Below are 23,706 nucleotides of genomic sequence, written 5' to 3'. Positions count from 1 at the left end.
CCGATTCATCATAATGATGAATCGGGTGTTTTTTTACGTTGAATAAGAAATTGTGGTGAAAATTGTATAATTAGTGGAGGATAGTGGTGAGATGTGGTAAATTATATATATGAGAAGGTGAGGTGATTATAAATGTTCATGGGAGAATACGAGCATCAGTTGGATACAAAGGGACGTATGATAGTTCCTTCCAAATTTCGCTATGACTTAAATGAGCGTTTTATAATCACTCGAGGCCTTGATAAATGTTTGTTTGGCTATACTTTGGAAGAATGGCAAATTATCGAAGAGAAGATGAAGACATTACCAATGACTAAAAAGGACGCCCGTAAATTTATGCGTATGTTCTTCTCTGGAGCCGTAGAAGTAGAATTAGATAAACAAGGGCGTATTAACATTCCGCAAAATTTGCGACAATACGCCAACTTAAGTAAAGAATGTACAGTAATAGGTGTCTCAAATCGTATTGAAATTTGGGATAGAGGAACTTGGAACAGTTTCTATGAAGAATCTGAAGATAGTTTCGAAGATATTGCTGAAGACCTGATTGATTTTGATTTTTAATAGGAGGAGTTAAATTTGTTTCATCATGTCAGCGTTATGCTTAAAGAAACCATTGATTATTTAAATATTAAAGAAGATGGTGTCTATGTCGACTGTACATTAGGTGGCGCAGGGCATGCCCTCTATTTATTAAATCAATTGGGTGACGAAGGTAGGCTTATAGCAATCGACCAAGATAGAACAGCGATTGAAAATGCTAAAGAAGTTTTGAAAGAACACTTACATAAAGTGACCTTTGTCCATAGCAACTTTAGAGAATTAACTGAAATTTTAAATGATTTGAATATTGAAAAAGTAGATGGCATCTACTATGACTTAGGTGTGTCCAGTCCACAATTGGATGTACCTGAACGTGGGTTTAGTTATCATAACGATGCCAAATTAGACATGCGGATGGATCAAACACAATCGTTATCAGCTTATGAAGTTGTAAATGATTGGCAATTTGAAAAATTAGTCAGAATCTTTCATAGATATGGCGAAGAAAAATTTTCAAAACAAATTGCCCGACGTATAGAACAGAACAGAGAACAAAAGCCAATCGAAACAACGTTAGAACTCGTTGATGTAATAAAAGAAGGTATACCTGCAAAAGCTAGACGAAAAGGTGGTCATCCTGCAAAAAGGATTTTCCAAGCAATTAGAATCGCAGTGAATGATGAATTATCTTCATTCGAAGATTCGCTAGAACAAGCGATAGGTGCAGTGAAAATTGATGGTAGAATTTCAGTCATAACTTTCCATTCATTGGAAGATAGATTATGCAAACAAATGTTTCAAGAATACGAAAAAGGTCCAGATGTTCCACGGGGATTGCCAGTCATACCTGAAGCGTACACGCCTAAATTGAAACGCGTTAACCGTAAACCCATTACCGCTGCTGAAGAAGATCTAGATAATAATAACCGTGCGCGTAGTGCGAAGTTACGTGTTGCAGAAATATTGAAATAAGGAGTGAATGATGAGTGGCAGTAGAGAAGATTTATCAACCTTATAATGGATCAGAACAACAGATTCCCGAATCACAGCCGAGGAAACAACCTAAAACGCAACCTAAAACCAAAACCGTAAAACGCAAAGTAGTAGTTCAACTTACAAAGTTTGAGAAAATGTTATACATAGGACTTATAACAGTAATTGCTTTAATAAGTATTTATATGCTATCTTTAAAAATGGATGCGTATGATACTCGAGGAAAAATTGCAGATTTAGATACTAAAATCGAACAACAATCAAGTGAAAACAGCGCAATAGAATCTGAAATTAAAAAGAACTCTTCATATGAACGCATTTACGATAAGGCAAAAGACGAAGGAATGAGCCTTAAGAACGACAATGTAAAGGTAGTGCGTAATAATGGCGAAGCGAAAAATTAGATTTAAAAAACCGAACTTTTTAATTAAACAAAGTAAAATAGGGGCAGTCCTACTCGTTCTCGGATTTGGACTGCTCTTTTTTACGTTGGTTTTAAGATACTCATATATTATGTTGACAGGTCACTCTTCCGGTGAAGATTTAATAATGAAGGCAAACGAAAAATATTTAGTCCAAAGCCAAGAGCAGCCTGAACGTGGGAAAATATATGACCGTAATGGAAAAGTACTAGCAGAAGACGTAGAAAGATATAAAGTCGTTGCTATTGTTGATAAAAAAGCGAGTGAAGGTAGCGAGAAACCGAAACATGTTACAGACAAAAAAGAAACTGCAAAAAAATTAGCGACAGTGATAGACATGTCTGAAGAAGATATTGAGAAAAGATTGGATAACAAGAAAGCATTTCAAGTTGAATTTGGACAAAAAGGTTCTGATTTAACCTATCAAGAAAAAGAAAAGATAGAGAAAATGAATTTACCTGGAGTCACACTTTATCCAGAAACTGAACGTTTCTATCCTAATGGTAACTTTGCATCACATCTTATTGGAATAGCACAAAAAGATGCTGATACGGGTGAATTAAATGGTGCTATGGGTGTTGAAAAGATATTCGATAGTTATTTATCAGGACAAAAAGGTGCATTATCTTATATTCATGATATTTGGGGCTATATTGCGCCGAATACTAAAAAAGAGAAAACACCACAACGCGGTGATGATGTCCATTTAACGATAGATTCCAATATTCAAGTCTTTGTTGAAGAAGCACTAGATGGAATGGTTGAGCATTATAAACCGAAAGATTTATTTGCTGTAGTCATGGATGCAGATACAGGCGAAATTCTCGCTTACAGTCAACGACCTACGTTCAATCCAGAAACTGGTGAAGATTTTGGTAAAAAGTGGGCGAATGATTTGTATCAAAATACGTATGAACCAGGTTCCACATTTAAAAACTTTGGTTTAGCAGCAGCAATTGAAGAAGGAGAATTTAAGCCAGATAAAAAATATACAGCAGAACCTAAAGAAGTCATGGGTTCAAAAATTTCCGACTGGAACAAAGTAGGTTGGGGAGAAATACCAATGTCACTTGGGTTCACATATTCTTCAAACACCTTAATGATGCATTTACAAGATTTAGTTGGTTCAGATAAGATGAAAGAATGGTATGAAAAATTTGGATTCGGTGAATCAACGAACGGCATGTTTGATGGTGAAGCTACTGGTGATATCGCATGGGATAATGAAGCACAGCAAAAAACATCTGCATTTGGTCAATCAACGACTGTAACACCAGTACAAATGTTACAAGCGCAATCAGCGTTCTATAATGAAGGTAATATGTTGAAACCATGGTTTATAGATAGTGTATCTAATCCTGTAAGTAATGATACTTTCTACAAAGGTGAAAAAGAAATCGCTGGTAAACCAATCAAAAAAGATACCGCTAAAAAAGTACGTACTGAAATGGATAAGGTTGTTAACAGCGAAAAGAGTAATGCTAAAAACTATAGAATTGATGGTTATGAAATAGAAGGTAAAACCGGTACAGCACAAGTAGCGGATCCAGATAATGGTGGATACGTAGAGGGTGAAAACCCATATTTCGTAAGTTTTATCGGTGATGCACCAAAAGATGACCCAGAAGTTGTCGTGTATGCTGGTATGAGTTTAGCTCAGAAAAATGACCAAGAAGCTTATGAAAGTGGTGTAAGTAAGGCCTTTAAACCAATTATGGAGAACACGTTGAAATATCTGAACGTCGGTGATAAAAATTCGAAAGACAAATCAGATGTGAAATACAGCAAAGTGCCTGACGTTGAAGGTCAAGAAACACAAAAAGCACAAGACAAAGTGAATAGTAAGTCTCTAGAACCTATCGTTATAGGTGACGGTGAGAAAATCACAAAACAATCTGTTACTGCAGATAAAGAAGTATTGCCTAATAGTAGAGTGTTATTATTGACTGATGGCGATATTACGATGCCAAACATGTCCGGTTGGACTAAAGAAGAAGTCGTTGCATTTGAAAAGCTTACGAATACAAAAGTAACTACTAAAGGTAGTGGATTTGTTTCTGAGCAATCGATAACAGAAGGTCAAAAGATAAGTAAAAAAGATAAGATAGAAGTAACGTTGTCTTCTGAAGAAATTAATGGAGAAACAGCTGATGACGAATCAAAATCTAAAGACAATGAAGAAGATAAAGAATAAATTTAAATAGCACAACTTCTGAATTCAATTTTAAATCATGTTAGAATATTTGTTTCATGATTATGAGGTGTTCACAAATAGTAGCTTGTCAGTATTTAGTAGCGTATGACGTTAATTAAATAACTGATAAAGCTACTTACCTCTATACATACTGTAGCCACTTAGCACTTAGAAATAATCCAATTAAATATATAAAGGAGCATAATATGGTTTATTTACTCGCAATTATTGCACTTTTAGTCACTTTTATATTAGTCCCAGTATTGATACCAACATTAAAAAGAATGAAATTTGGGCAAAGTATTAGGGAAGAGGGCCCGCAAAGTCATATGAAAAAAACAGGCACACCTACAATGGGTGGACTTACTTTCCTGATTAGTATCATTGTAACTTCGATACTCGCAATTATTTTTATGGAAAATCCTAACCCAATTATTTTACTATTATTTGTAACAATAGGGTTTGGTTTAATCGGTTTCATAGATGATTACATCATTGTTGTGAAAAAGAACAATGAAGGGTTAACAAGTAAACAAAAATTCTTAGCACAGATTGCGATAGCAGTCATCTTCTTCATTTTGAGCCAAGCGTTTAATTTAACTGATTTTTCTACAGGAATACATATTCCATTTACGAATACAGAAATACCACTATCTATTGCATATGTTATATTCATTGTGTTTTGGCAAGTAGGTTTCTCAAACGCAGTGAATTTAACAGATGGTTTAGATGGACTAGCAACTGGTTTGTCTATAATTGGATTTGTTATGTATGCAATTATGGCTTATTTCCAAGGTGCTACCTCTATCGGCCTGTTCTGTATTATTATGATTTTTGCTTTAGTTGGGTTCTTACCATTCAATTTAAACCCAGCTAAAGTATTTATGGGAGATACAGGTAGCTTGGCGTTAGGTGGTATATTTGCCACAATTTCAATTATGTTAAACCAAGAATTATCACTCATTTTTATTGGTTTCGTGTTTGTTGCAGAAACTTTATCAGTAATTATTCAGGTTACATCTTTCAAATTAACAGGAAAACGCATTTTCAAAATGTCACCATTACATCATCATTTCGAATTAGTTGGATGGAATGAGAAGAAAGTTGTTACGGTATTTTGGACAGTAGGCTTGATTTCAGGACTAATTGGCCTATGGATTGGAGTGAATTAAATTGCTGAAATATACAGGATTAGAAAATAAAAATGTATTAGTAATTGGATTAGCGAAAAGTGGTTATGAAGCAGCGAAGTTGTTAAGTAAGTTGGGCGCGAATGTCATAGTTAATGATGGCAAAGATTTAAGCCAAGATTCACATGCCAAAGATTTAGAAAATAGAGGGGTTAAAGTCATTGGTGGAGAACATCCATTGTCTTTACTTGATAGTAATCCTATTATAGTTAAAAATCCTGGAATACCCTACACTGTACCTTTACTTGAAGCAGCAGTAGAAAAAGGCTTGAAAATCTTAACAGAAGTTGAATTGAGTTATTTGATATCAGAAGCACCTATTATTGGTGTCACAGGTACCAATGGTAAAACTACAGTAACGTCATTAATTGGAGATATGTTTCAAAAAAGCAGAGTAACAGGTAAAGTATCAGGGAATATTGGATATGTTGCTTCTAAAGTAGCTCAAGAGGTTACAGCAAATGATTATTTAGTTACGGAACTATCTTCATTCCAACTACTAGGTATAGATCGATACAAGCCGCATATTGCTATTATTACAAATATATATTCCGCACATCTTGATTACCATGAATCTTTAGAGAACTATCAAAATGCTAAAAAAGAAATTTATAAAAATCAAACAGAGGATGATTATTTAATTTGTAATTATCACCAACGTCATTTAATTGAATCGGAATCATTAAGTGCCAAAACCTATTATTTTTCTACACAACAAGAAGTTGATGGTATTTATGTAAAAGATGGTTTTATTGTGTTTCAAGGATTTAGAATTATTCATAAAGATGATTTAGTATTACCAGGTGAACATAATTTAGAAAATATACTTGCAGCGACGTTAGCTGCACTTTTAGCTGGTATATCAGTAAGAGCAATCATCGATAGTCTTACTACATTTTCTGGTATTGAACATAGATTACAATATGTAGGTTCAAATAAAACGAATAAATATTACAATGATTCAAAAGCAACCAATACACTTGCAACACAATTTGCACTAAATTCATTTGATCAATCAATTATTTGGTTATGTGGTGGCTTAGATCGAGGTAACGATTTTGATGAACTTATTCCTTATATGAAAAACGTCAAGGTGATGGTCGCATTTGGAGAAACACAAAGTAAATTTGTGAAACTAGGTGAAAGTCAGGGCAAATACGTAATAACAGCGACTGATGTACAAGACGCAGTCGATAAAATACAAGACGCTATAGAGCCAAATGACGTTGTACTTTTATCTCCAGCCTGTGCAAGTTGGGATCAATACAATACTTTTGAAGAGCGTGGAAATAAATTTATAAAAAGTTTCCAAGCGCACTTACCTTCTTTTTAAAGGGTGTGAAAATGAATGGCTAATAAAGTAAGTGAATTTGACTCTGAATACTTAAAAGAAAAACGAGCAAAACGTCGAAAACGACAAAAGCAAATTCAATATTCAGTATTTGGTGTATTGTTATTTATTATCATTTTGATTCTTATATATATGTTCACGCCTTTAAGTAAGATAAGTAGTGTGGAAATAAAAGGCAATGATAATGTTTCCAAAAGTGCAATCAATAAAGCGATTGATGTTAAAGACAACTCTAGAATGTACACATATAGCACTTCAAAAGCGATGGATAAATTAAAAGAAAACAAATTGATAAAAAGCGCGAAAATCACGAAACAAATGCCTAACAAATTAACGGTTGAGATCTCTGAAAATCAAATTGTTGGAATGACGAAAAAGAAAGATAATTACGTGCCTATTCTAGAAAATGGTACAGAATTGAAAAACTATGATGGTAATGCAACGGATGATGGACCCATTTTAGTAGGATTTGAAAAAGAGGAGAAAGAAAAAATTATTAATGAACTTGCAAAAATGCCAGCAAATGTAAGAGGTATGATTGCAGAAATTAAATATGATCCTCAAGAAAATTTACAAAATCAAATCAAATTATTCACATCTGATGATATTCAAATTCTTGGTAATCTCAATACGATTGCTAATAAAATGAAATATTATCCGCAAATGTCTCAATCGCTAGAACGTGATGAATCAGGCGAATTGAAAAAGTCAGGATATATTGATTTATCAGTAGGTGCATCATTTATTCCTTATAGTGGTGGTAACGAAACAAAATCAGCAAGTGACAAAAATGTAGACGAACAAACAACAGAAACAGATGCAGCAAAAGATGAGTTACAAAGTGCATTAAACAAAATAAATAAAGAATCAGATAAAAATAATTAAAAAATTTCGACAAATACATGTGTTTATAGTTCACAAGCATCAAAACGTATTGTAAACTGTTAATAGTGTGAACTTGAATAAGTTATTGTCAGGAGGTGCCTATCTATGGAAGAGCATTATTATGTAAGTATAGATATTGGTTCATCAAGCGTTAAAACGATAGTGGGCGAAAAATTTCACAATGGTATAAATGTGATAGGTACAGGACAGACCTTCACAAGTGGGATTAAAAATGGTCTTATTGATGATTTCGATATCGCTAAACAAGCGGTAAAAGATACAATCAAAAAAGCCTCTATTGCTTCAGGTGTAGATATTAAAGAAGTGTTTTTAAAACTTCCAATAGTCGGAACTGAAGTATTTGATGAAGTAAATGAAATAGAATTTTATGAAGATACAGAATTGAATGGTACACATATTGAAAGTGTGCTTGAAGGTATTCGTGAAAAAAATGATGTGCCAGAAACTGAAATTATAAATGCATTCCCGATTAAATTTATTGTTGATGGGGAAAATGAAGTTTCAGATCCAAAAGAATTAATTGCTAGACATGGTTTGAAAGTAGAAGCTGGTGTTATTGCAATTCAAAAATCAATTTTAATCAATATGATTAAATGTGTTGAATCTTGTGGCGTAGATGTATTAGATGTGTATTCAGATGCGTATAACTATGGTTCAGTGCTATCAGCTACTGAAAAAGAGCTAGGTACATGTATCATCGATATCGGTGAAGATATTACACAACTTGCATTTTATGAACGTGGCGAGCTTGTTGATGCTGAGGCAATTGAGATGGCTGGTCGAGATATCACAGAAGATATTTCGCAAGGCTTAAACACATCTTATGAAACAGCAGAAAAGATTAAACATCAATATGGTCACGCTTTCTTTGAATCTGCTTCTGATCATGACGTATTTAGTGTAGACCAAGTGGATAGTGAAGAAGAAGCTCAATTTACTCAAAAAGATTTAGCAGATATTATTGAAGCACGTGTTGAAGATATCTTCTTTAATGTTTTTGATATATTACAAGAGCTAGGACTTACTAAAGTTAACGGCGGTTTCGTTGTTACTGGTGGTTCAGCAAACCTATTAGGTGTTAAAGAATTACTACAAGATATGGTAAGTGAAAAAGTAAGAATTCATACACCATCACAAATGGGCATTAGAAAACCTGAATTTTCTTCAGCAATTTCAACAATTTCTAGTAGCATTACTTTCGACGAATTGCTAGATTATGTTACAATTAGTAATCATGACAGTGAAGAATTCGAAGAAGAAGTCATCGAATCTGATGAAAGAGAACATAGCACAAAATCAAGCGGATTTGACTGGTTCAAGAAAAAATCAAACAAACAAGAAGAGCCACAAACGTCAGCTTCTGAAATGGAAGAACCAGAAGCACCTGAGGAATACGACGAAAAAGTAGACGTCAACCAAGATGAAGAACGTAAACCTCAAGACAAAGAAGAAGGTAAATTCAAAAAACTTATGAAATCTCTATTCGATTGATTGGCCATTAAAACTAGGAGGAAATATAAATGTTAGAATTTGAACAAGGATTTAATCATTTAGCGACGTTGAAAGTCATCGGTGTAGGGGGCGGCGGTAACAACGCTGTAAACCGTATGATTGACCATGGTATGAATAATGTTGAATTTATTTCAATCAATACGGATGGACAAGCTTTAAACCTGTCTAAAGCTGAAGCTAAAATCCAAATTGGTGAAAAATTAACACGTGGTTTAGGCGCTGGAGCTAACCCAGACATTGGTAAAAAAGCTGCAGAAGAGTCTCGTGAACAGATTGAAGATGCTATCCAAGGCGCAGATATGGTATTCGTAACTGCTGGTATGGGTGGCGGTACTGGTACTGGTGCTGCTCCAGTCGTAGCAAAAATTGCTAAAGAAATGGGAGCATTAACAGTAGGTGTCGTTACACGTCCATTTGGTTTTGAAGGTCGTAAGCGTCAAACACAAGCAGCAGCTGGTGTAGAATCAATGAAAGCAGCTGTAGATACATTAATCGTTATTCCTAATGACAGATTATTAGATATCGTTGATAAATCAACACCTATGATGGAAGCATTTAAAGAAGCCGACAACGTATTACGTCAAGGTGTTCAAGGTATTTCTGATTTAATCGCAGTATCAGGTGAAGTAAACCTTGACTTTGCAGATGTGAAAACAATCATGTCTAACCAAGGTTCAGCATTAATGGGAATTGGTGTTTCTTCTGGCGAAAACCGCGCAGTAGAAGCAGCTAAAAAGGCGATTTCGTCACCATTATTAGAAACTTCAATCGTTGGTGCACAGGGTGTACTTATGAATATCACTGGTGGAGAGTCATTATCACTTTTCGAAGCACAAGAATCAGCTGACATCGTACAAGATGCAGCAGACGAAGATGTAAATATGATTTTCGGTACTGTAATTAATCCAGAATTACAAGACGAAATTGTAGTTACAGTTATCGCTACTGGATTTGAAGATAAACCTTCATCACAAGCACGTAAAGCTTCAAATACTGGTTTCGGTACAAGCGCAACAAGTAGTAACAGTTCAAAAGAAGATTCATTTGCATCAAATACAGCAAATACTTCTCAACCATCAGAAAGTGCTAGTGAAGGCAGAAGTCATACTACAAATGAAGATGACATTCCAAGCTTTATCAGAAATAGAGAAGAAAGACGTTCAAGAAGAACTAGACGTTAATTTTCGAACTAGCTCGCCTTGTATACATAAGGCTTAAAGCTTAAAGTAGTCAATAATAAATACAATGATGTCATCAGGTCCAAAGATCTGATGACTTTTTTGAATTTTATTGCTGTTTGTGAATATAATTTAATCATATATCTGTCTAAAATTTTAGAATAAATTATTGTCGCGGGTCTCCTATATGAAGTCATAGCGAGGAATTACAGTTTTAATTAATGGAGGGTCATAGTATGCATGATAAATTTATTAAAGATAATCATATATTGAAATATGAGGATAGCCATTTAAACAATGTAAAATTGGGTATAACAACAAGAGAAGAAGGTTTGAGTCCCTATCCTAAATCAGCTTTTAACATGGCTAGATATATTAATGATAATCCACAACACGTTACACAACACCAAGAAGAGCTTGCAGCTGTAATTCAATACCCGAGAGCACAATGGGTATTTCCTATACAAACGCATGAAAATAAAGTTGTAGAGGTGACAGCTAAAGATAAAGGCACGAATATTGATATTTTAACGGATGCTCTACATGGTGTAGATGCATTATATACGTATGAATCTGATATTCTGCTTACAATGTGTTACGCGGACTGTGTACCTATATATTTTTATAGTGAAAAACATCATTACATCGGTTTAGCACATGCTGGTTGGAGAGGAACTGTCGGTCAAATTGTGAATGAAGTCATTCGCCATATCAATTTTAATTTAAATGATTTGAATATCGTAATTGGACCTGCAACATCTACAACTTATGAAATTAATGATGATATTAAATCAAAATTTGAATCATTACCGATAGACATGAATGAATATATTGAGACAAGAGACAATGACAGACATGGCATTGATTTAAAACGCGCGAATGCTTTATTAATTGAAAATGCAGGTGTTCCTAAAGACAATATTTATATTACTAACTATGCGACATCTGACGATTTATCCTTATTTTTCTCATATAGAGTAGAGAAAGGGAATACTGGCCGCATGTTAGCATTTATCGGTCAATAATGAAGAGGTGTAGAGATTTGAACGTACAATATAATTTAGAACAAATTGAAAAACAATTAAAAACACACTGCGAAAAGGGTAATATTTCAACGTTGCCAAACGTGATTGCAGTGACAAAGTATGTTACAATAGACCGAGCTAATGATGCTTATAATGCGGGGATTAGACATTTTGGTGAGAATCGTTTAGAAGGATTTCAACTAAAAAAAGAAGCTTTACCTGACGACATAGTAATGCACTTTATTGGTTCATTGCAGACTAGAAAGGTAAAAGAAGTGATTAATGAAATTGATTACTTTCATGCATTAGATCGTCTTAAATTAGCAAAAGAAATTAACAAAAGGGCAGAACACAAGATAAAGTGTTTTGTTCAAGTAAATGTTTCAGGTGAAGAATCTAAACAAGGTGTTGCGTTGGAAGATGTGAATACTTTTATTGAAACATTGGAACAATATGAGAATATAGAAGTAGTTGGTCTTATGACTATGGCTCCATTAACTGATGACGAGTCATATATAAAAAGCTTATTTCAATCATTAAAGAATAAAAGAGATGAGATTAAAGCGCTCAATTTAAATTATGCACCATGTACTGAGTTATCGATGGGAATGAGTAATGATTTCCACTTAGCTGCTGAAGAAGGTGCGTCATTTGTGAGAATTGGGACTAAACTTGTAGGAAAAGAGGAGTGAGCCCCGTGGCTTTAAAAGATTTATTTAGTGGATTTTTCGTGGTTGAAGAAGAAGATGACGAATTAGAAGCACCAGAAGAAGAACAAGGTAGACAACAAAACAAGCAACAAGCGCAGTCTCAAACGAATTTCAATGAATATAAAAATAATGAAAATACAGAGCGACAAAGATCCATACAATCCGTTCCCAAAAAGCAGTCATCAAGATTACAGCAATCCTCAGGTGAAAGGAAGTATCAAATGAATAACACTTCATCAAAAAATAATGCAAGGAACGTTGTGAATATGAATAATCAAGAACATGATCAATTCGGTTTTACAGAAGAAAGTTCTAAAATGTGTTTATTTGAACCACGTGTTTTTTCAGATACTCAAGATATCGCAGACGAACTTAAAAATCGTCGCGCAACTTTAGTTAATTTACAGCGTATTGATAAAGTTTCTGCTAAACGTATTATCGACTTTTTAAGCGGTACAGTTTATGCAATCGGTGGAGACATTCAACGCGTAGGGTCAGATATATTCTTATGTACTCCAGATAATATTGAAGTCGCTGGTAGTATTACAGATCACATAGAAAATATGGAATACCAAGGTGAATAGAGGTAATAATAAATGGATATAGGTTTATTAGGAAGTATATTTAGTTTTATTTTATTCTTGGTTCAAATTTATTATTACGGAATGATTGTTTATTTCTTTATGTCATGGATACCTAATGCACGAGAAAATAAATTTGGTCAATTTTTAGCTAAAATTTATGAACCATTTTTAGAACAGTTCCGTAAAATTATTCCTCCAATTGGTATGATCGATATATCATCAATTGTAGCAATAATTGTACTTGTTTTATTCCGACAAGGTTTAGCAAGTATTTTTAATCTGATTTTGAGTAATTTAGCTTAAATAAATTTACGTTGAATAGAATTGAAGTTTACTTATAACTAATGTATAAAATAAATGAGAAGCACCTAACGTTGTATGACGCGAGGTGCTTTCTCTTGTATGTGGAGTGATTAACATCGATATTTACCAGCATTTTAGAAAAGAAGAACATGAATTAATAGATCAACTTATGGATAAGTGTAACCGTGCGAATGAGCAGTATGCGCCCATATTAACACCTTTTCTAGACCCACGTGGACAATATATTATGAGTGTTATAGTAGGTAGTTACGATGATTTAGAAGTCACATTCTTTGGTGGGCCATATGCAGAACGCAAAAGGGCTATTGTTGCACCTGATTATCTTGTGCCAGAAGAAGAACTGTTTGAAATTGTATTGGTTGAAATAGACTATCCTCAAAAGTTTGTAACGCTGCAACATCAACATATATTAGGAACAATTATGTCTTTAGGGATAGAAAGAGAGCAATTAGGAGATATTATTGTAGATGATTCAATTCAATTTACTTTGACAAAACAATTGGAATCTTATATTATGTTAGAACTAAATAGGATTAAGGGTGCTACAGTTAAACTTAATTCTATTCCTATAAAAGATATGATACAATCAAAAGAGCATTGGCAAACATATGAAACTACTGTGAGTGGTTTGCGTTTAGATGCCATCTTAAAAGAAATGATTCGCAAATCCCGTACAATTGCTAAACAATTAATTGATAAAAAGCGTGTCAAGGTCAATCATACAATGATCGACGCTACAGATTTTCAACTTGATAGTGGTGACTTATTGTCAATCCAAGGTTATGGTAGAGCAATGATTACTGATATTGGTGGTAAAACAAAAAAAGATAAAGTAAGAATTTCGTACAAAACTTTATTCAAATAATGTTATACTTATATAACGTATAAACAAGTTAAATTAGATTTTTATCAATAAGAATGCATACAAATGATTATAAAAAAATAGAAAATATAGACATAAATCACTATTTCAGATATTTAAAGCAGTGCTAAAATAGTGTATTATAGAAGGAGGATAACGCATGCCTTTTACACCAAATGAAATAAAAAACAAAGACTTTACACGCGTAAAAACTGGTTTTGAACCAACTGAGGTTGAAAGCTATTTAGAACAACTAAGTAACGAAATTGAACGTTTAAAAGAAGATAAAAAGCAATTAGAGAAAGTCATTGAAGATAAAGATACAAATATACAGTCATATAAAGATGTTCATCAATCTGTAAGTGATGCTTTAATTCATGCGAAACAAGCTGGGGAAGAAACGAAATTAGCTGCAACTAAAGATGCTGAAGCAACAGTTTCTAAAGCACAAAGTGAGGCTAATAAAATTGTTAATGATGCGGTTGAAAAAGCACGTCGTCTCTCATTCCAAACTGAAGACATGAAACGACAATCAAAAATATTTAGATCACGTTTTCGCATGTTAGTTGAGGCTCAACTTGATTTACTAAAAAGTGAAGATTGGGATTATTTATTAAATTATGATCTTGATTCTGAACAAGTAACTCAAGAAAATATTAATCATTTACATGAAAATGATTTGACTGAAGAAGAAAAAGCGATGAAAGCGAAAGCAGAGGCAGATAGTACTGCAGAAGCAGACGCTCAGGCTACAAATACTGAAACAGATAAAAAATAGTAATTAATATAAATAACAGACGCGTAAACATCTCTTTGCATATCAAAGCGAGTTAGGGACAGTGAGAGCCTTTCATATGTAAGATGTTTATATCACTGTAATTTCAAAAAAATATATGAACAATGAGAGAACTCTAAGTTGAGTTAATCAGGGTGGTAACGCGGTATTAATCGTCCCTGTTAATTGAACTTAGGGTTCTTTTTATTGTACGGATGAATTGAATTTATTATGAAAATTGGAACAAGGAGTGTATAAAATGGATTATAAAGAAACGTTATTAATGCCAAAGACAGATTTCCCAATGCGCGGAGGGTTACCAAATAAAGAACCTAAGATCCAAGAAGAATGGGAAGCACAAAACATTTATCAAAAAGTGTTAGATAAAAATGAAGGGAATCCATCATACATTTTGCATGATGGCCCACCATACGCTAATGGTAATTTGCATATGGGACATGCACTGAATAAAATCTTAAAAGACATGATGATTAGATATAAATCAATGCGTGGGTTTTATGCACCTTACGTCCCAGGTTGGGATACGCACGGTTTACCTATTGAACAAGCACTAACTAAAAAAGGTGTTAAACGTAAAGAATTATCTATTGCTGAATTCAGAAAAAAATGTGAAGCTTTTGCTTTAGAACAAATTGAAAATCAGAAAAAAGATTTTAAACGTTTAGGTGTTAAAGGTGATTTTGACAATCCATATATCACGTTAAAACCAGAATATGAAGCAGCACAAATTCGTTTATTTGGCGAAATGGCAGATAAAGGATTAATTTACAAAGGGAAAAAACCTGTATATTGGTCACCATCAAGTGAATCTTCACTTGCAGAAGCAGAAATTGAATATCAAGATAAACGTTCAGCTTCTATCTATGTAGCGTTTGATGTTAAAGATGGTAAAGGCGTTGTAGATTCAGATGCGAAATTCATCATTTGGACAACAACACCATGGACATTACCTTCTAACGTGGCGATTACAGTACATCCTGATTTAACTTATGGTCAATATAATGTGAACGGTAAAAAATACATTATCGGTAAAGACTTAGCGAGTGATGTTGTTGAAGCATTAGGCTGGGATGAAAATACGCTTGAATTAGAAAAAGAATTTAAAGGTAGCGAATTAGAGTATGTGGAAACACAACATCCATTTGTTGACCGAGTTTCATTGGTTATCAATGGCTTACATGTTACTACTGATGCTGGTACAGGTTGTGTGCATACAGCACCTGGTCATGGTGAAGATGACTATATCGTTGGTCAGAAGTACAAATTACCAGTAATTAGCCCAGTTGATGATAAAGGTGTCTTTACAGAAGAAGCTGGTCAATTTGAAGGTATGTTCTATGACAAAGCCAATAAAGCAATTACGGATGTGTTAAAAGAAAAAGATGCTTTATTAAATTTAGAGTTTATCACACATAGTTATCCTCATGATTGGCGTACGAAAAAACCTGTTATCTTTAGAGCAACGCCACAATGGTTTGCATCTATTGATAAAGTTCGTCAAGATATCTTAGATGCAATTGAAGTAACTGATTTTAAAGTAGATTGGGGTAAAACACGTATCTTCAATATGATCCGTGACCGTGGTGAATGGGTTATTTCACGTCAACGTGTCTGGGGTGTTCCTCTACCAGTATTTTATGCTGAAAACGGTGACATCATCATGACAAACGAAACTGTTAATCATGTTGCAGATTTATTTGAAGAGTTTGGTTCTAATGTTTGGTTTGAACGTGATGCAAAAGACTTACTACCAGAAGGGTTTACACATCCAAGTAGTCCAAACGGTGAATTTACTAAAGAAACAGATATTATGGATGTTTGGTTTGATTCTGGTTCATCTCACAGAGGTGTTTTAGAAGGACGTCCTGAATTATCTTATCCAGCAGATTTATACATTGAAGGTAGTGACCAATACCGTGGTTGGTTTAACTCATCAATTACAACTTCTGTTGCGACAAGAGGTAAATCACCATATAAAATGCTCTTATCTCACGGCTTTGTTATGGACGGCTCAGGTAAAAAAATGAGTAAATCATTAGGTAACGTTATTGTGCCAGATCAAATTGTTAAACAAAAAGGTGCAGATATTGCACGACTTTGGGTAAGTAGTGTTGATTACTTAGCTGACGTTCGTATCTCAGATGAAATCTTAAAACAAACTTCTGATGTGTATCGTAAAATCAGAAATACATTAAGATTTATGTTAGGTAACGTGAGTGATTATAATCCTGCTACTGATGCATTAGCTGAAGCAGATTTATTAGAAGTAGATAAATATTTATTAAATAGACTACGTGAATTTACAGCAAATACTTTAGATCATTATGATAACTATGATTACTTAGATATCTATCAAGAAGTTCAAAACTTTATTAACGTAGAATTAAGTAATTTCTATTTAGATTATGGTAAAGATATTTTATATATTGAAGAACGTGATTCTCATAAACGTCGTAGTATGCAAACAGTGTTATACCAAATTGTAGTGGATATGACAAAACTATTAGCACCAATCTTAGTGCATACTGCTGAAGAAGTTTGGTCTCATATTCCGCATGTTGAAGAAGAAAGTATTCACTTAACTCGTATGCCAGAACGCGCTGAAGTAGACCGTGAATTTTTAGATAGATGGAATACATTTATGGATTTACGTGATGATGTTAACCGTGCATTAGAAGTAGCACGTGGTGAAAAAGTAATTGGTAAATCATTAGAAGCAAAAGTTGTAATCGGTAGCAATGACAACTTTGATGCAACATCATTTTTACAACAATTCTCTGATTTACAGCAGTTATTTATTACTTCTCAAGCAGAAGTAGTGGAATCAGTTGAAAATGGTGTGGCTTATCAATATGGTGATATCCGTATTGAACACGCGCATGGTGAAAAATGTCAACGTTGTTGGAATTATAGTGAAGAACTAGGCTCAGTTGGCGAACTTGAAGACTTATGTCCACGTTGCCAAGAAGTCGTTAAAACACTCGTATAAAACGTAGTGTGATTAATTAGAAATAAAAATGAAATAATTAAATTAGGTTATATGTTTTGCCTCGCGCAAAGCATATAGCCTTTTTCATGTTTGAACTATTAAGATAATTATGAAGAAATGGATAAAAATAATACTATTGAATGAGCTTTTTTAATGTATAAAAATGGATTTCAAGTATACTGAATTTATTAGAGTTTTAGAAAGGTGTTATACATGTTCCATAGTCAAAGCGCGCATTTTGTAAATGGCATTACATTAAATGTTAGAGATAAAGATGAAATGAAACAATTTTATGAAAACATCATAGGTATGAATGTGGTAAATGAATCTTATTCAACAATCCAATATGAGATTGGTAATTTAAATCATTTTATGACTTTTAACCAGGTTATACAGGGCAGAGAGCCGTTACGTTCAGAAGCAGGATTATTTCATTTGGCAATCAAGTTACCTGCTAAGACAGACCTTGCAGATTTGCTCGTACAAATAAATGAGTCTGGTATTCCAGTACACGGTGGGGAGCATGATGTGACAACCTCATTATACTTAGAAGACCCTGAAGGTAATGGTTTAGAATTTTATGTTGATAATCCAATTGAAGACTGGTTATTTGAAGATGAAAAAGTAGTGCTTGAAACGCAACCGATTAACGTGCCTAATCTATTAGCGTATACTTCAAATGAAAAATGGCAAGGTATACCTGATGAAAGTGTTATTGGTTATTTAAATTTAAAATCAATTGATTTAAGCAAAGTAAAGCAGTACTATAATAATTATTTCGGACTTGAAACATCATCATTAGAAACAGATGGCTCATTTTACTTATCCTCTAATGGTTATCATCAACATTTAGTGGTTAATAATTGGTTATCTAGTATTAAACGAATTGAAAATAATAGAACATATGGTTTAGCAATTATTGATTTTCATTACCCTGAGACTACGCACAAATTATTAACAGGGCCAGATGGTATACAATTTCGATTTAATTATAATAAGGTCGTGTGATTAAATGAAAAAAAGACTTGGTACGATGTTTGCGATAAGTGCTATTATTACTGTTGCTGCTGCATATGAAGGATTAGATAACCAGGATATGACTGAGCCAACAAATCATTTCTGGTCATTAGATCCAATGAAATATAATACGTATACTAAAGGACAATGCACGCACTACGTCTTTGAAAAAGTAAGAGAAGATGGAATGAAAATAGGGAAGAAATGGAACGACGCAAAGTATTGGGCATCGTATGCACAAAAAAGTGACTATAAAGTCAATCAATCACCCAAGGTAGGGAGTATTTTACAGACTACTAAAGGTGAGTATGGTCATGTAGCTTATATTGAACAACGAAATGACAATGGTTCATTAGAAGTTAGTGAAATGAATTATAACAAGCCTTTTGAAATATCAAACCGAATTATAACGAAAGACGAAGTTAAAGATTATAAATATATCCATCCAAAGAAAAACGCTAGTGTTTAAAAATAGTATTTACAGTTAGTACTTGTGCATGCTTTCCGCGGGCTCAGCCTCAGCCTGTAGTCTTCGGCTCGTGCATTTCCCGCAGGAGTCAGCACAAGTCGTTACCTTGATTTAATATTAAAATAATATGAAATATGTTTTCAATAATTCATATCTATGTTTTTAATAGGAAGATTTATTTAATATATATTCATATAGTTTTTTATTTTGTGGCAGTTCTTTTGCATGCTTTCCGCGGCCACAGCCTTTAGTATTCAACTCATGTTGAACTATTCGACTAGGTGTCGACGTTTCAATACAATATTGTCACTACTTGAACATAAAATATTTCATCTACATTAACTATTAAAAATAGGCAACATGGTGCGCCATTTTATTGTTAACTGTAGATGATTTTTTAAATTGGCTTATTGTATATGTGAATATTATTAGTGATTTAGTATTAATAATGTAACTTTTTTATCAGATATTCAAACTGTAACTTTTTTTATAAGTTTGATTAGGATATAATGAAAGATGTTGTAAAAGCGACTGAGATTAGAATAGGAGGTACAGACATGAAACGTCCGTACTATATTGGTATTTCTTTATTCATAACAATCGTTATATTAATATTAGATCAAATCACAAAATTTATTGTTGCTAGTTCAATGAAGGTTGGAGAAACATTTGAAGTCATTCCCAACTTTTTAAATATAACTTCTCACAGAAATGATGGTGCCGCTTGGGGTATTATGAGCGGGAAAATGGGCTTTTTCTATATTATTACAGTTATTATACTCGTAGTGCTCATTGTATTTTATATTAAAGAAGCAAAACACAGTTTGTTAATGCAAATCGCTATTAGTTTATTATTTGCAGGTGCTTTAGGTAACTTTATTGATCGCGTGTTACACGGTGAAGTTGTTGACTTTATTGACACATATATATTTGGTTATAACTTTCCAATATTTAATGTAGCTGACTCTAGTTTGACGATAGGCGTTTTGTTAATTATTATCGCTTTGTTAACAGATATGAAGAACGAAGAATAGGAGAGATTTTGCATGACAATACATGAGTATAAGATAGAAAATAAAGATGACGCAGGCCAGCGTATCGACAAAGTATTACCTGAATTCAATTCAGATTGGTCACGTACACAGATTCAAGATTGGATAAAATTATCACTTGTAAAAGTAAATGATAAGCTAATTAAACCAAATTATAAGACGAAGTTAAACGACCATATTGTAGTAACTGAAAAAGAAATTGTAGAAGCAGACATCAATCCAGAAAATTTAAACTTAGATATATATTATGAAGACGATGATGTAGCAATCGTTTATAAACCTAAAGGTATTGTGGTGCATCCTTCAGCTGGGCATTCAACAGGGACACTTGTAAATGGTTTAATGTATCAAATGAAAAATTTATCTGGCATTAATGGTGAAGTACGTCCAGGTATTGTACATCGTATTGATAAAGATACATCTGGTCTATTAATGGTAGCCAAAAATGATATTGCACATCGTAGTTTAGTGGATCAATTAGTTAAGAAAACTGTGACACGTAAATACGTAGCGCTTGTTCATGGCAATATACCGCATGATTACGGTACGATAGAGGCACCAATTGGTAGAAATAAAAATGATCGTCAATCAATGGCCGTTGTTGATGATGGTAAAGAAGCAGTTACACATTTTAATGTATTAGAGCATTTTAATAATTATACTTTAGTAGAATGTGAATTAGAAACAGGGCGTACACACCAAATACGTGTACATATGAAGTATATTGGATTCCCGCTTGTAGGCGATCCGAAATATGGACCGAAGAAAACCTTGAATATTGGCGGGCAAGCGCTACATGCCGGTATCATTGGTTTTGAACACCCAGTGACGCAAGAATATATTGAAAAGTCTACACCACTTCCTGAGGATTTTGAACAATTATTAGCAGATATTCGTAAAAGTGACAGCTAACTAATAAAAGTAAATTTGAAATATAAAGTTTTGAAGGCTTAAATTTAATAAATAAGAACGAGCTACTAGAATTCTATATTAGAACCTAGTAGCTTTTTATGAGGTTGGGACAAAATACATGTCCCGCTTCCAATCTATCATATGAGTGACGTGAAATAGCGTCAAATGATTATTTTGAATTTTATTTGACCGCTTGCAAGTGAATTATATTCATGGTAATATAGTGACAGTTTAATAGAGCGCCATATCGTCTTTAAATGAAAGTCCAGAGAGGCTTCGAAGACATGGATTTAATATAAGGTACATAAACATATTGTATGTTTGTGAAGACAAATGAACACTGTTGTAGCTGAAGTTTATCGCGCAATGGGAAACATAGCGGTTAACTCCCTGTGAAGAGAAAGCATCTAAGTTAAGTGAAGATAAATCTCTTGTTTGTTTATGATACTTTATAACTAAACCTCATGTCTAAAAAGACATGAGGTTTTCTTTATATTAAATAAGATAAATATTTATCAAATTAAGGAAGGTGCCTAAAATGTCAGAACGAGTTATTATGGATGAAGCAGCGATTCAAAGAACGGTGACACGTATTGCACATGAAATTTTAGAATATAACAAAGGTACTGATAATTTAATATTGTTAGGTATTAAAACGCGCGGTGCATTTTTAGCACGACGTATTCAACAAAAAATTGAGCGCATAGAAGAGAAGCTTGTGCCAACTGGAACAATTGATATCACTCAATTTAGAGATGATTTAGAACAGACAATAAACGAAGCTGAAGAAAGCGCATATGAAATTGATGTTAATATTACAAATCAAGTCGTAATTATCATTGATGATGTTTTATATACAGGACGAACAGTCAGGGCTTCTTTAGACGCAGTGTTACAGTACGCTAGACCTAAGAAAATAGGTTTAGCTACACTAGTAGATCGAGGACATCGAGAATTACCGATACGTGCAGACTTTGTTGGTAAAAACATACCAACAGCAAGGGAAGAAGCTGTGGCAGTGTTTCTTGAAGAAATTGATGATAGAAATGCAGTAGTAATTGAATAGCACCTTTTAATTCAGTACGAGAGACTGAAAAAGGGAAGAGGATTTAAATTTTCAGCTACGGTCTAACCATTAGATACGTAAGCAATTCATTTATAGTTGTCAAACGTACGATGATGATAACATTCCTCTTCACATATACTTTGTTTTATTGCGAGTTATTTATAGTCATTAAATTGTAATGGCTATAATTCAACTTAGCAATAATCAAGATATATACTTTTTAGTCTCTTTACATGAATTTAATGTAAAGAGATTTTTTTATGAGAGGAAGCATAAAATATGGAAAATGAAACAATGTTTGAACGGACAGTTAAGCCAGTATTAGATGTGCAAGATAGACCTAAATTAGGACAATGGGCATTTCTAAGTACACAACATTTATTTGCGATGTTTGGCTCAACTGTACTCGTACCATTTTTAACAGGATTACCTATATCTTCAGCGTTATTAGCTTCTGGTGTTGGGACATTGTTATACATACTAATTACTAAAGCGAAGATACCAGCATACTTAGGGTCGAGCTTTGCATTTATTACACCCATTATTACAGGACTTAATTCACATAGCTTAGGTGACATGTTGATGGCGTTATTCATGAGCGGTGTAATGTATGTACTCATCGGTTTAGCAATTAGATTAACTGGAACAGCATGGCTGATGCATTTATTGCCGCCGGTTGTTGTAGGACCAGTCATTATGGTTATAGGATTAAGTTTGGCACCTACAGCAGTTAATATGGCAATGTTTGAGAATTCCTCAGAGATGCAAGGCTATAATCTGAGTTATTTAGCAGTAGCAATGACCACGTTGATAGTAACAATCGTAGTGCAAGGGTACTTCAAAGGATTCTTATCCTTGATACCTGTATTAATTGGTATCGTCACAGGTTACATCCTTTCAGCATTTATGGGACTTGTCAATTTTGCTCCAATAGCGAAAGCAAAATGGTTACAATTTCCAGACGTGTACTTGCCATTTAAAGACTACACGCCATCCATTCAAATGGGACTAATCATTGTCCTGATACCTATTGTCTTTGTGACTGTAAGTGAACACATTGGTCACCAAATGGTCATTAACAAAATTGTAGGACGTAACTTTTTTAAAGATCCAGGTTTAGATCGTTCGATTATTGGTGACGGTGTTTCTACCATGTTTGCAAGTTTGATTGGCGGGCCACCGAGCACAACTTATGGTGAAAATATTGGTGTTTTAGCCATCACAAAAATTTATAGTGTATACGTCATCGGTGGCGCAGCAGTTATCGCTATTATTTTAGGATTTGTTGGTAAATTTACAGCACTCGTCTCATCTATACCCACACCAGTAATGGGTGGTGTATCTATACTACTTTTCGGTATTATCGCAGCAAGTGGTCTAAGAATGCTAGTCGAAAGTGAAGTTGATTTTGCAAGTAACCGTAACCTTGTTATTGCATCAGTCATCCTTGTAATTGGTATTGGTAATCTCGTCTTTAACTTAAATGGCATCGGTATCAATATGCAAATAGAAGGCATGGCATTAGCAGCTTTAGCAGGCATTATACTCAATCTTATCTTACCCAAGGAAACACCAGCGAATAAATAAGAATTGATCATTATGAGGAGGCTA

General features: G+C 33.8%; 22 protein-coding genes. All 22 read left to right on the top strand.

The features are described 5' to 3' along the window. Positions 1 to 132: 132 nt before the first annotated feature. The 22 genes from mraZ to MHB47_RS08430 all read left to right on the top strand — a co-directional run bounded on the left by mraZ (position 133) and on the right by MHB47_RS08430 (position 23,682). On the top strand, positions 133 to 564 hold the full coding sequence (gene mraZ / locus MHB47_RS08535; protein ID WP_002507941.1) for a division/cell wall cluster transcriptional repressor MraZ: 432 nt from the start codon (positions 133 to 135) through the stop codon (positions 562 to 564). Positions 565 to 579: 15 nt separating this feature from the next. Continuing rightward, positions 580 to 1,515 carry a 16S rRNA (cytosine(1402)-N(4))-methyltransferase RsmH gene (gene rsmH / locus MHB47_RS08530; protein ID WP_340756167.1) on the top strand — a complete coding sequence of 312 codons (936 nt, stop codon included), beginning with the start codon at positions 580 to 582 and terminating at the stop codon, positions 1,513 to 1,515. Between the two features lie 14 nt (positions 1,516 to 1,529). Then, the gene (gene ftsL / locus MHB47_RS08525; protein WP_021338689.1) at positions 1,530 to 1,940 is read left to right on the top strand and encodes a cell division protein FtsL; all 411 of its coding nucleotides are present in this window, start codon (positions 1,530 to 1,532) and stop codon (positions 1,938 to 1,940) included. Then, positions 1,921 to 4,152: a penicillin-binding protein gene (locus MHB47_RS08520; protein ID WP_340756164.1), complete on the top strand. Its 2,232-nt coding sequence runs from the start codon at positions 1,921 to 1,923 to the stop codon at positions 4,150 to 4,152. Before ftsL ends, MHB47_RS08520 begins: the two co-directional genes overlap by 20 nt. Before the next feature lie 206 nt (positions 4,153 to 4,358). Beyond that, entirely contained in the window at positions 4,359 to 5,324 is a 966-nt protein-coding gene (mraY, locus tag MHB47_RS08515; RefSeq protein WP_021338691.1) for a phospho-N-acetylmuramoyl-pentapeptide-transferase, read from the top strand. Between the two features lies 1 nt (position 5,325). Continuing rightward, positions 5,326 to 6,675, top strand: a complete 1,350-nt coding sequence (murD, locus tag MHB47_RS08510) for a UDP-N-acetylmuramoyl-L-alanine--D-glutamate ligase (protein WP_002507936.1) — start codon at positions 5,326 to 5,328, stop codon at positions 6,673 to 6,675. A gap of 15 nt (positions 6,676 to 6,690) precedes the next feature. Continuing rightward, positions 6,691 to 7,578: a cell division protein FtsQ/DivIB gene (locus MHB47_RS08505; protein ID WP_340756162.1), complete on the top strand. Its 888-nt coding sequence runs from the start codon at positions 6,691 to 6,693 to the stop codon at positions 7,576 to 7,578. Between the two features lie 105 nt (positions 7,579 to 7,683). Then, positions 7,684 to 9,090, top strand: a complete 1,407-nt coding sequence (gene ftsA / locus MHB47_RS08500; protein ID WP_340756160.1) for a cell division protein FtsA — start codon at positions 7,684 to 7,686, stop codon at positions 9,088 to 9,090. A gap of 29 nt (positions 9,091 to 9,119) precedes the next feature. After that, entirely contained in the window at positions 9,120 to 10,292 is a 1,173-nt protein-coding gene (gene ftsZ / locus MHB47_RS08495) for a cell division protein FtsZ (protein ID WP_002507933.1), read from the top strand. Between the two features lie 233 nt (positions 10,293 to 10,525). Continuing rightward, complete coding sequence (gene pgeF / locus MHB47_RS08490) at positions 10,526 to 11,314, top strand: peptidoglycan editing factor PgeF (RefSeq protein ID WP_340756158.1); 789 nt, start codon at positions 10,526 to 10,528, stop codon at positions 11,312 to 11,314. 17 nt (positions 11,315 to 11,331) lie between these two features. After that, positions 11,332 to 12,006 (top strand): YggS family pyridoxal phosphate-dependent enzyme, encoded by a 675-nt coding sequence (locus tag MHB47_RS08485; protein ID WP_340756155.1) that lies wholly within the window; start codon positions 11,332 to 11,334, stop codon positions 12,004 to 12,006. A gap of 5 nt (positions 12,007 to 12,011) precedes the next feature. Beyond that, positions 12,012 to 12,608, top strand: a complete 597-nt coding sequence (locus MHB47_RS08480) for a cell division protein SepF (RefSeq protein ID WP_340756153.1) — start codon at positions 12,012 to 12,014, stop codon at positions 12,606 to 12,608. A 12-nt stretch (positions 12,609 to 12,620) separates the two neighbouring features. Then, on the top strand, positions 12,621 to 12,911 hold the full coding sequence (locus tag MHB47_RS08475; protein WP_002507929.1) for a YggT family protein: 291 nt from the start codon (positions 12,621 to 12,623) through the stop codon (positions 12,909 to 12,911). Positions 12,912 to 13,017: 106 nt separating this feature from the next. After that, complete coding sequence (locus tag MHB47_RS08470; protein WP_340756151.1) at positions 13,018 to 13,797, top strand: YlmH family RNA-binding protein; 780 nt, start codon at positions 13,018 to 13,020, stop codon at positions 13,795 to 13,797. A 157-nt stretch (positions 13,798 to 13,954) separates the two neighbouring features. Continuing rightward, positions 13,955 to 14,572 carry a DivIVA domain-containing protein gene (locus MHB47_RS08465; protein WP_021338697.1) on the top strand — a complete coding sequence of 206 codons (618 nt, stop codon included), beginning with the start codon at positions 13,955 to 13,957 and terminating at the stop codon, positions 14,570 to 14,572. A 256-nt stretch (positions 14,573 to 14,828) separates the two neighbouring features. Next, entirely contained in the window at positions 14,829 to 17,579 is a 2,751-nt protein-coding gene (ileS, locus tag MHB47_RS08460; protein WP_056935492.1) for an isoleucine--tRNA ligase, read from the top strand. A gap of 213 nt (positions 17,580 to 17,792) precedes the next feature. Beyond that, a complete protein-coding gene (locus tag MHB47_RS08455) occupies positions 17,793 to 18,587 on the top strand; it encodes a VOC family protein (RefSeq protein WP_340756148.1) in 795 nt (264 codons plus the stop codon). Positions 18,588 to 18,591: 4 nt separating this feature from the next. Next, the gene (locus tag MHB47_RS08450; RefSeq protein WP_340756146.1) at positions 18,592 to 19,065 is read left to right on the top strand and encodes a CHAP domain-containing protein; all 474 of its coding nucleotides are present in this window, start codon (positions 18,592 to 18,594) and stop codon (positions 19,063 to 19,065) included. Between the two features lie 557 nt (positions 19,066 to 19,622). Continuing rightward, a complete protein-coding gene (gene lspA, locus MHB47_RS08445) occupies positions 19,623 to 20,099 on the top strand; it encodes a signal peptidase II (protein WP_002507923.1) in 477 nt (158 codons plus the stop codon). A gap of 12 nt (positions 20,100 to 20,111) precedes the next feature. Continuing rightward, positions 20,112 to 21,029, top strand: a complete 918-nt coding sequence (locus MHB47_RS08440; protein ID WP_340756144.1) for an RluA family pseudouridine synthase — start codon at positions 20,112 to 20,114, stop codon at positions 21,027 to 21,029. A 538-nt stretch (positions 21,030 to 21,567) separates the two neighbouring features. Continuing rightward, positions 21,568 to 22,095, top strand: coding sequence for a bifunctional pyr operon transcriptional regulator/uracil phosphoribosyltransferase PyrR (gene pyrR / locus MHB47_RS08435; protein WP_002507921.1), 528 nt, complete (start codon positions 21,568 to 21,570; stop codon positions 22,093 to 22,095). Between the two features lie 279 nt (positions 22,096 to 22,374). Next, on the top strand, positions 22,375 to 23,682 hold the full coding sequence (locus MHB47_RS08430; RefSeq protein ID WP_340756141.1) for a uracil-xanthine permease family protein: 1,308 nt from the start codon (positions 22,375 to 22,377) through the stop codon (positions 23,680 to 23,682). Positions 23,683 to 23,706: the final 24 nt, after the last annotated feature.

The sequence above is a fragment of the Staphylococcus sp. FSL K6-3157 genome (genome assembly GCF_038005145.1).
Lineage (GTDB): Bacteria > Bacillota > Bacilli > Staphylococcales > Staphylococcaceae > Staphylococcus > Staphylococcus equorum.
This window is presented reverse-complemented; position numbering and strand designations above follow the sequence as displayed.

Excerpts from the sequence above, each read along its gene's own strand:
- mraY (WP_021338691.1), top strand. The coding sequence starts at position 4,359 with ATGGTTTATTTACTCGCAATTATTGCACTTTTAGTCACTTTTATATTA.
- ftsZ (WP_002507933.1), top strand. The coding sequence starts at position 9,120 with ATGTTAGAATTTGAACAAGGATTTAATCATTTAGCGACGTTGAAAGTC.
- MHB47_RS08475 (WP_002507929.1), top strand. The coding sequence starts at position 12,621 with ATGGATATAGGTTTATTAGGAAGTATATTTAGTTTTATTTTATTCTTG.
- MHB47_RS08520 (WP_340756164.1), top strand. The coding sequence starts at position 1,921 with ATGGCGAAGCGAAAAATTAGATTTAAAAAACCGAACTTTTTAATTAAA.
- ftsA (WP_340756160.1), top strand. The coding sequence starts at position 7,684 with ATGGAAGAGCATTATTATGTAAGTATAGATATTGGTTCATCAAGCGTT.
- MHB47_RS08440 (WP_340756144.1), top strand. The coding sequence starts at position 20,112 with ATGACAATACATGAGTATAAGATAGAAAATAAAGATGACGCAGGCCAG.
- mraZ (WP_002507941.1), top strand. The coding sequence starts at position 133 with ATGTTCATGGGAGAATACGAGCATCAGTTGGATACAAAGGGACGTATG.
- MHB47_RS08465 (WP_021338697.1), top strand. The coding sequence starts at position 13,955 with ATGCCTTTTACACCAAATGAAATAAAAAACAAAGACTTTACACGCGTA.
- MHB47_RS08455 (WP_340756148.1), top strand. The coding sequence starts at position 17,793 with ATGTTCCATAGTCAAAGCGCGCATTTTGTAAATGGCATTACATTAAAT.
- pyrR (WP_002507921.1), top strand. The coding sequence starts at position 21,568 with ATGTCAGAACGAGTTATTATGGATGAAGCAGCGATTCAAAGAACGGTG.
- MHB47_RS08450 (WP_340756146.1), top strand. The coding sequence starts at position 18,592 with ATGAAAAAAAGACTTGGTACGATGTTTGCGATAAGTGCTATTATTACT.
- pgeF (WP_340756158.1), top strand. The coding sequence starts at position 10,526 with ATGCATGATAAATTTATTAAAGATAATCATATATTGAAATATGAGGAT.
- lspA (WP_002507923.1), top strand. The coding sequence starts at position 19,623 with ATGAAACGTCCGTACTATATTGGTATTTCTTTATTCATAACAATCGTT.
- MHB47_RS08430 (WP_340756141.1), top strand. The coding sequence starts at position 22,375 with ATGGAAAATGAAACAATGTTTGAACGGACAGTTAAGCCAGTATTAGAT.
- MHB47_RS08505 (WP_340756162.1), top strand. The coding sequence starts at position 6,691 with ATGGCTAATAAAGTAAGTGAATTTGACTCTGAATACTTAAAAGAAAAA.
- ileS (WP_056935492.1), top strand. The coding sequence starts at position 14,829 with ATGGATTATAAAGAAACGTTATTAATGCCAAAGACAGATTTCCCAATG.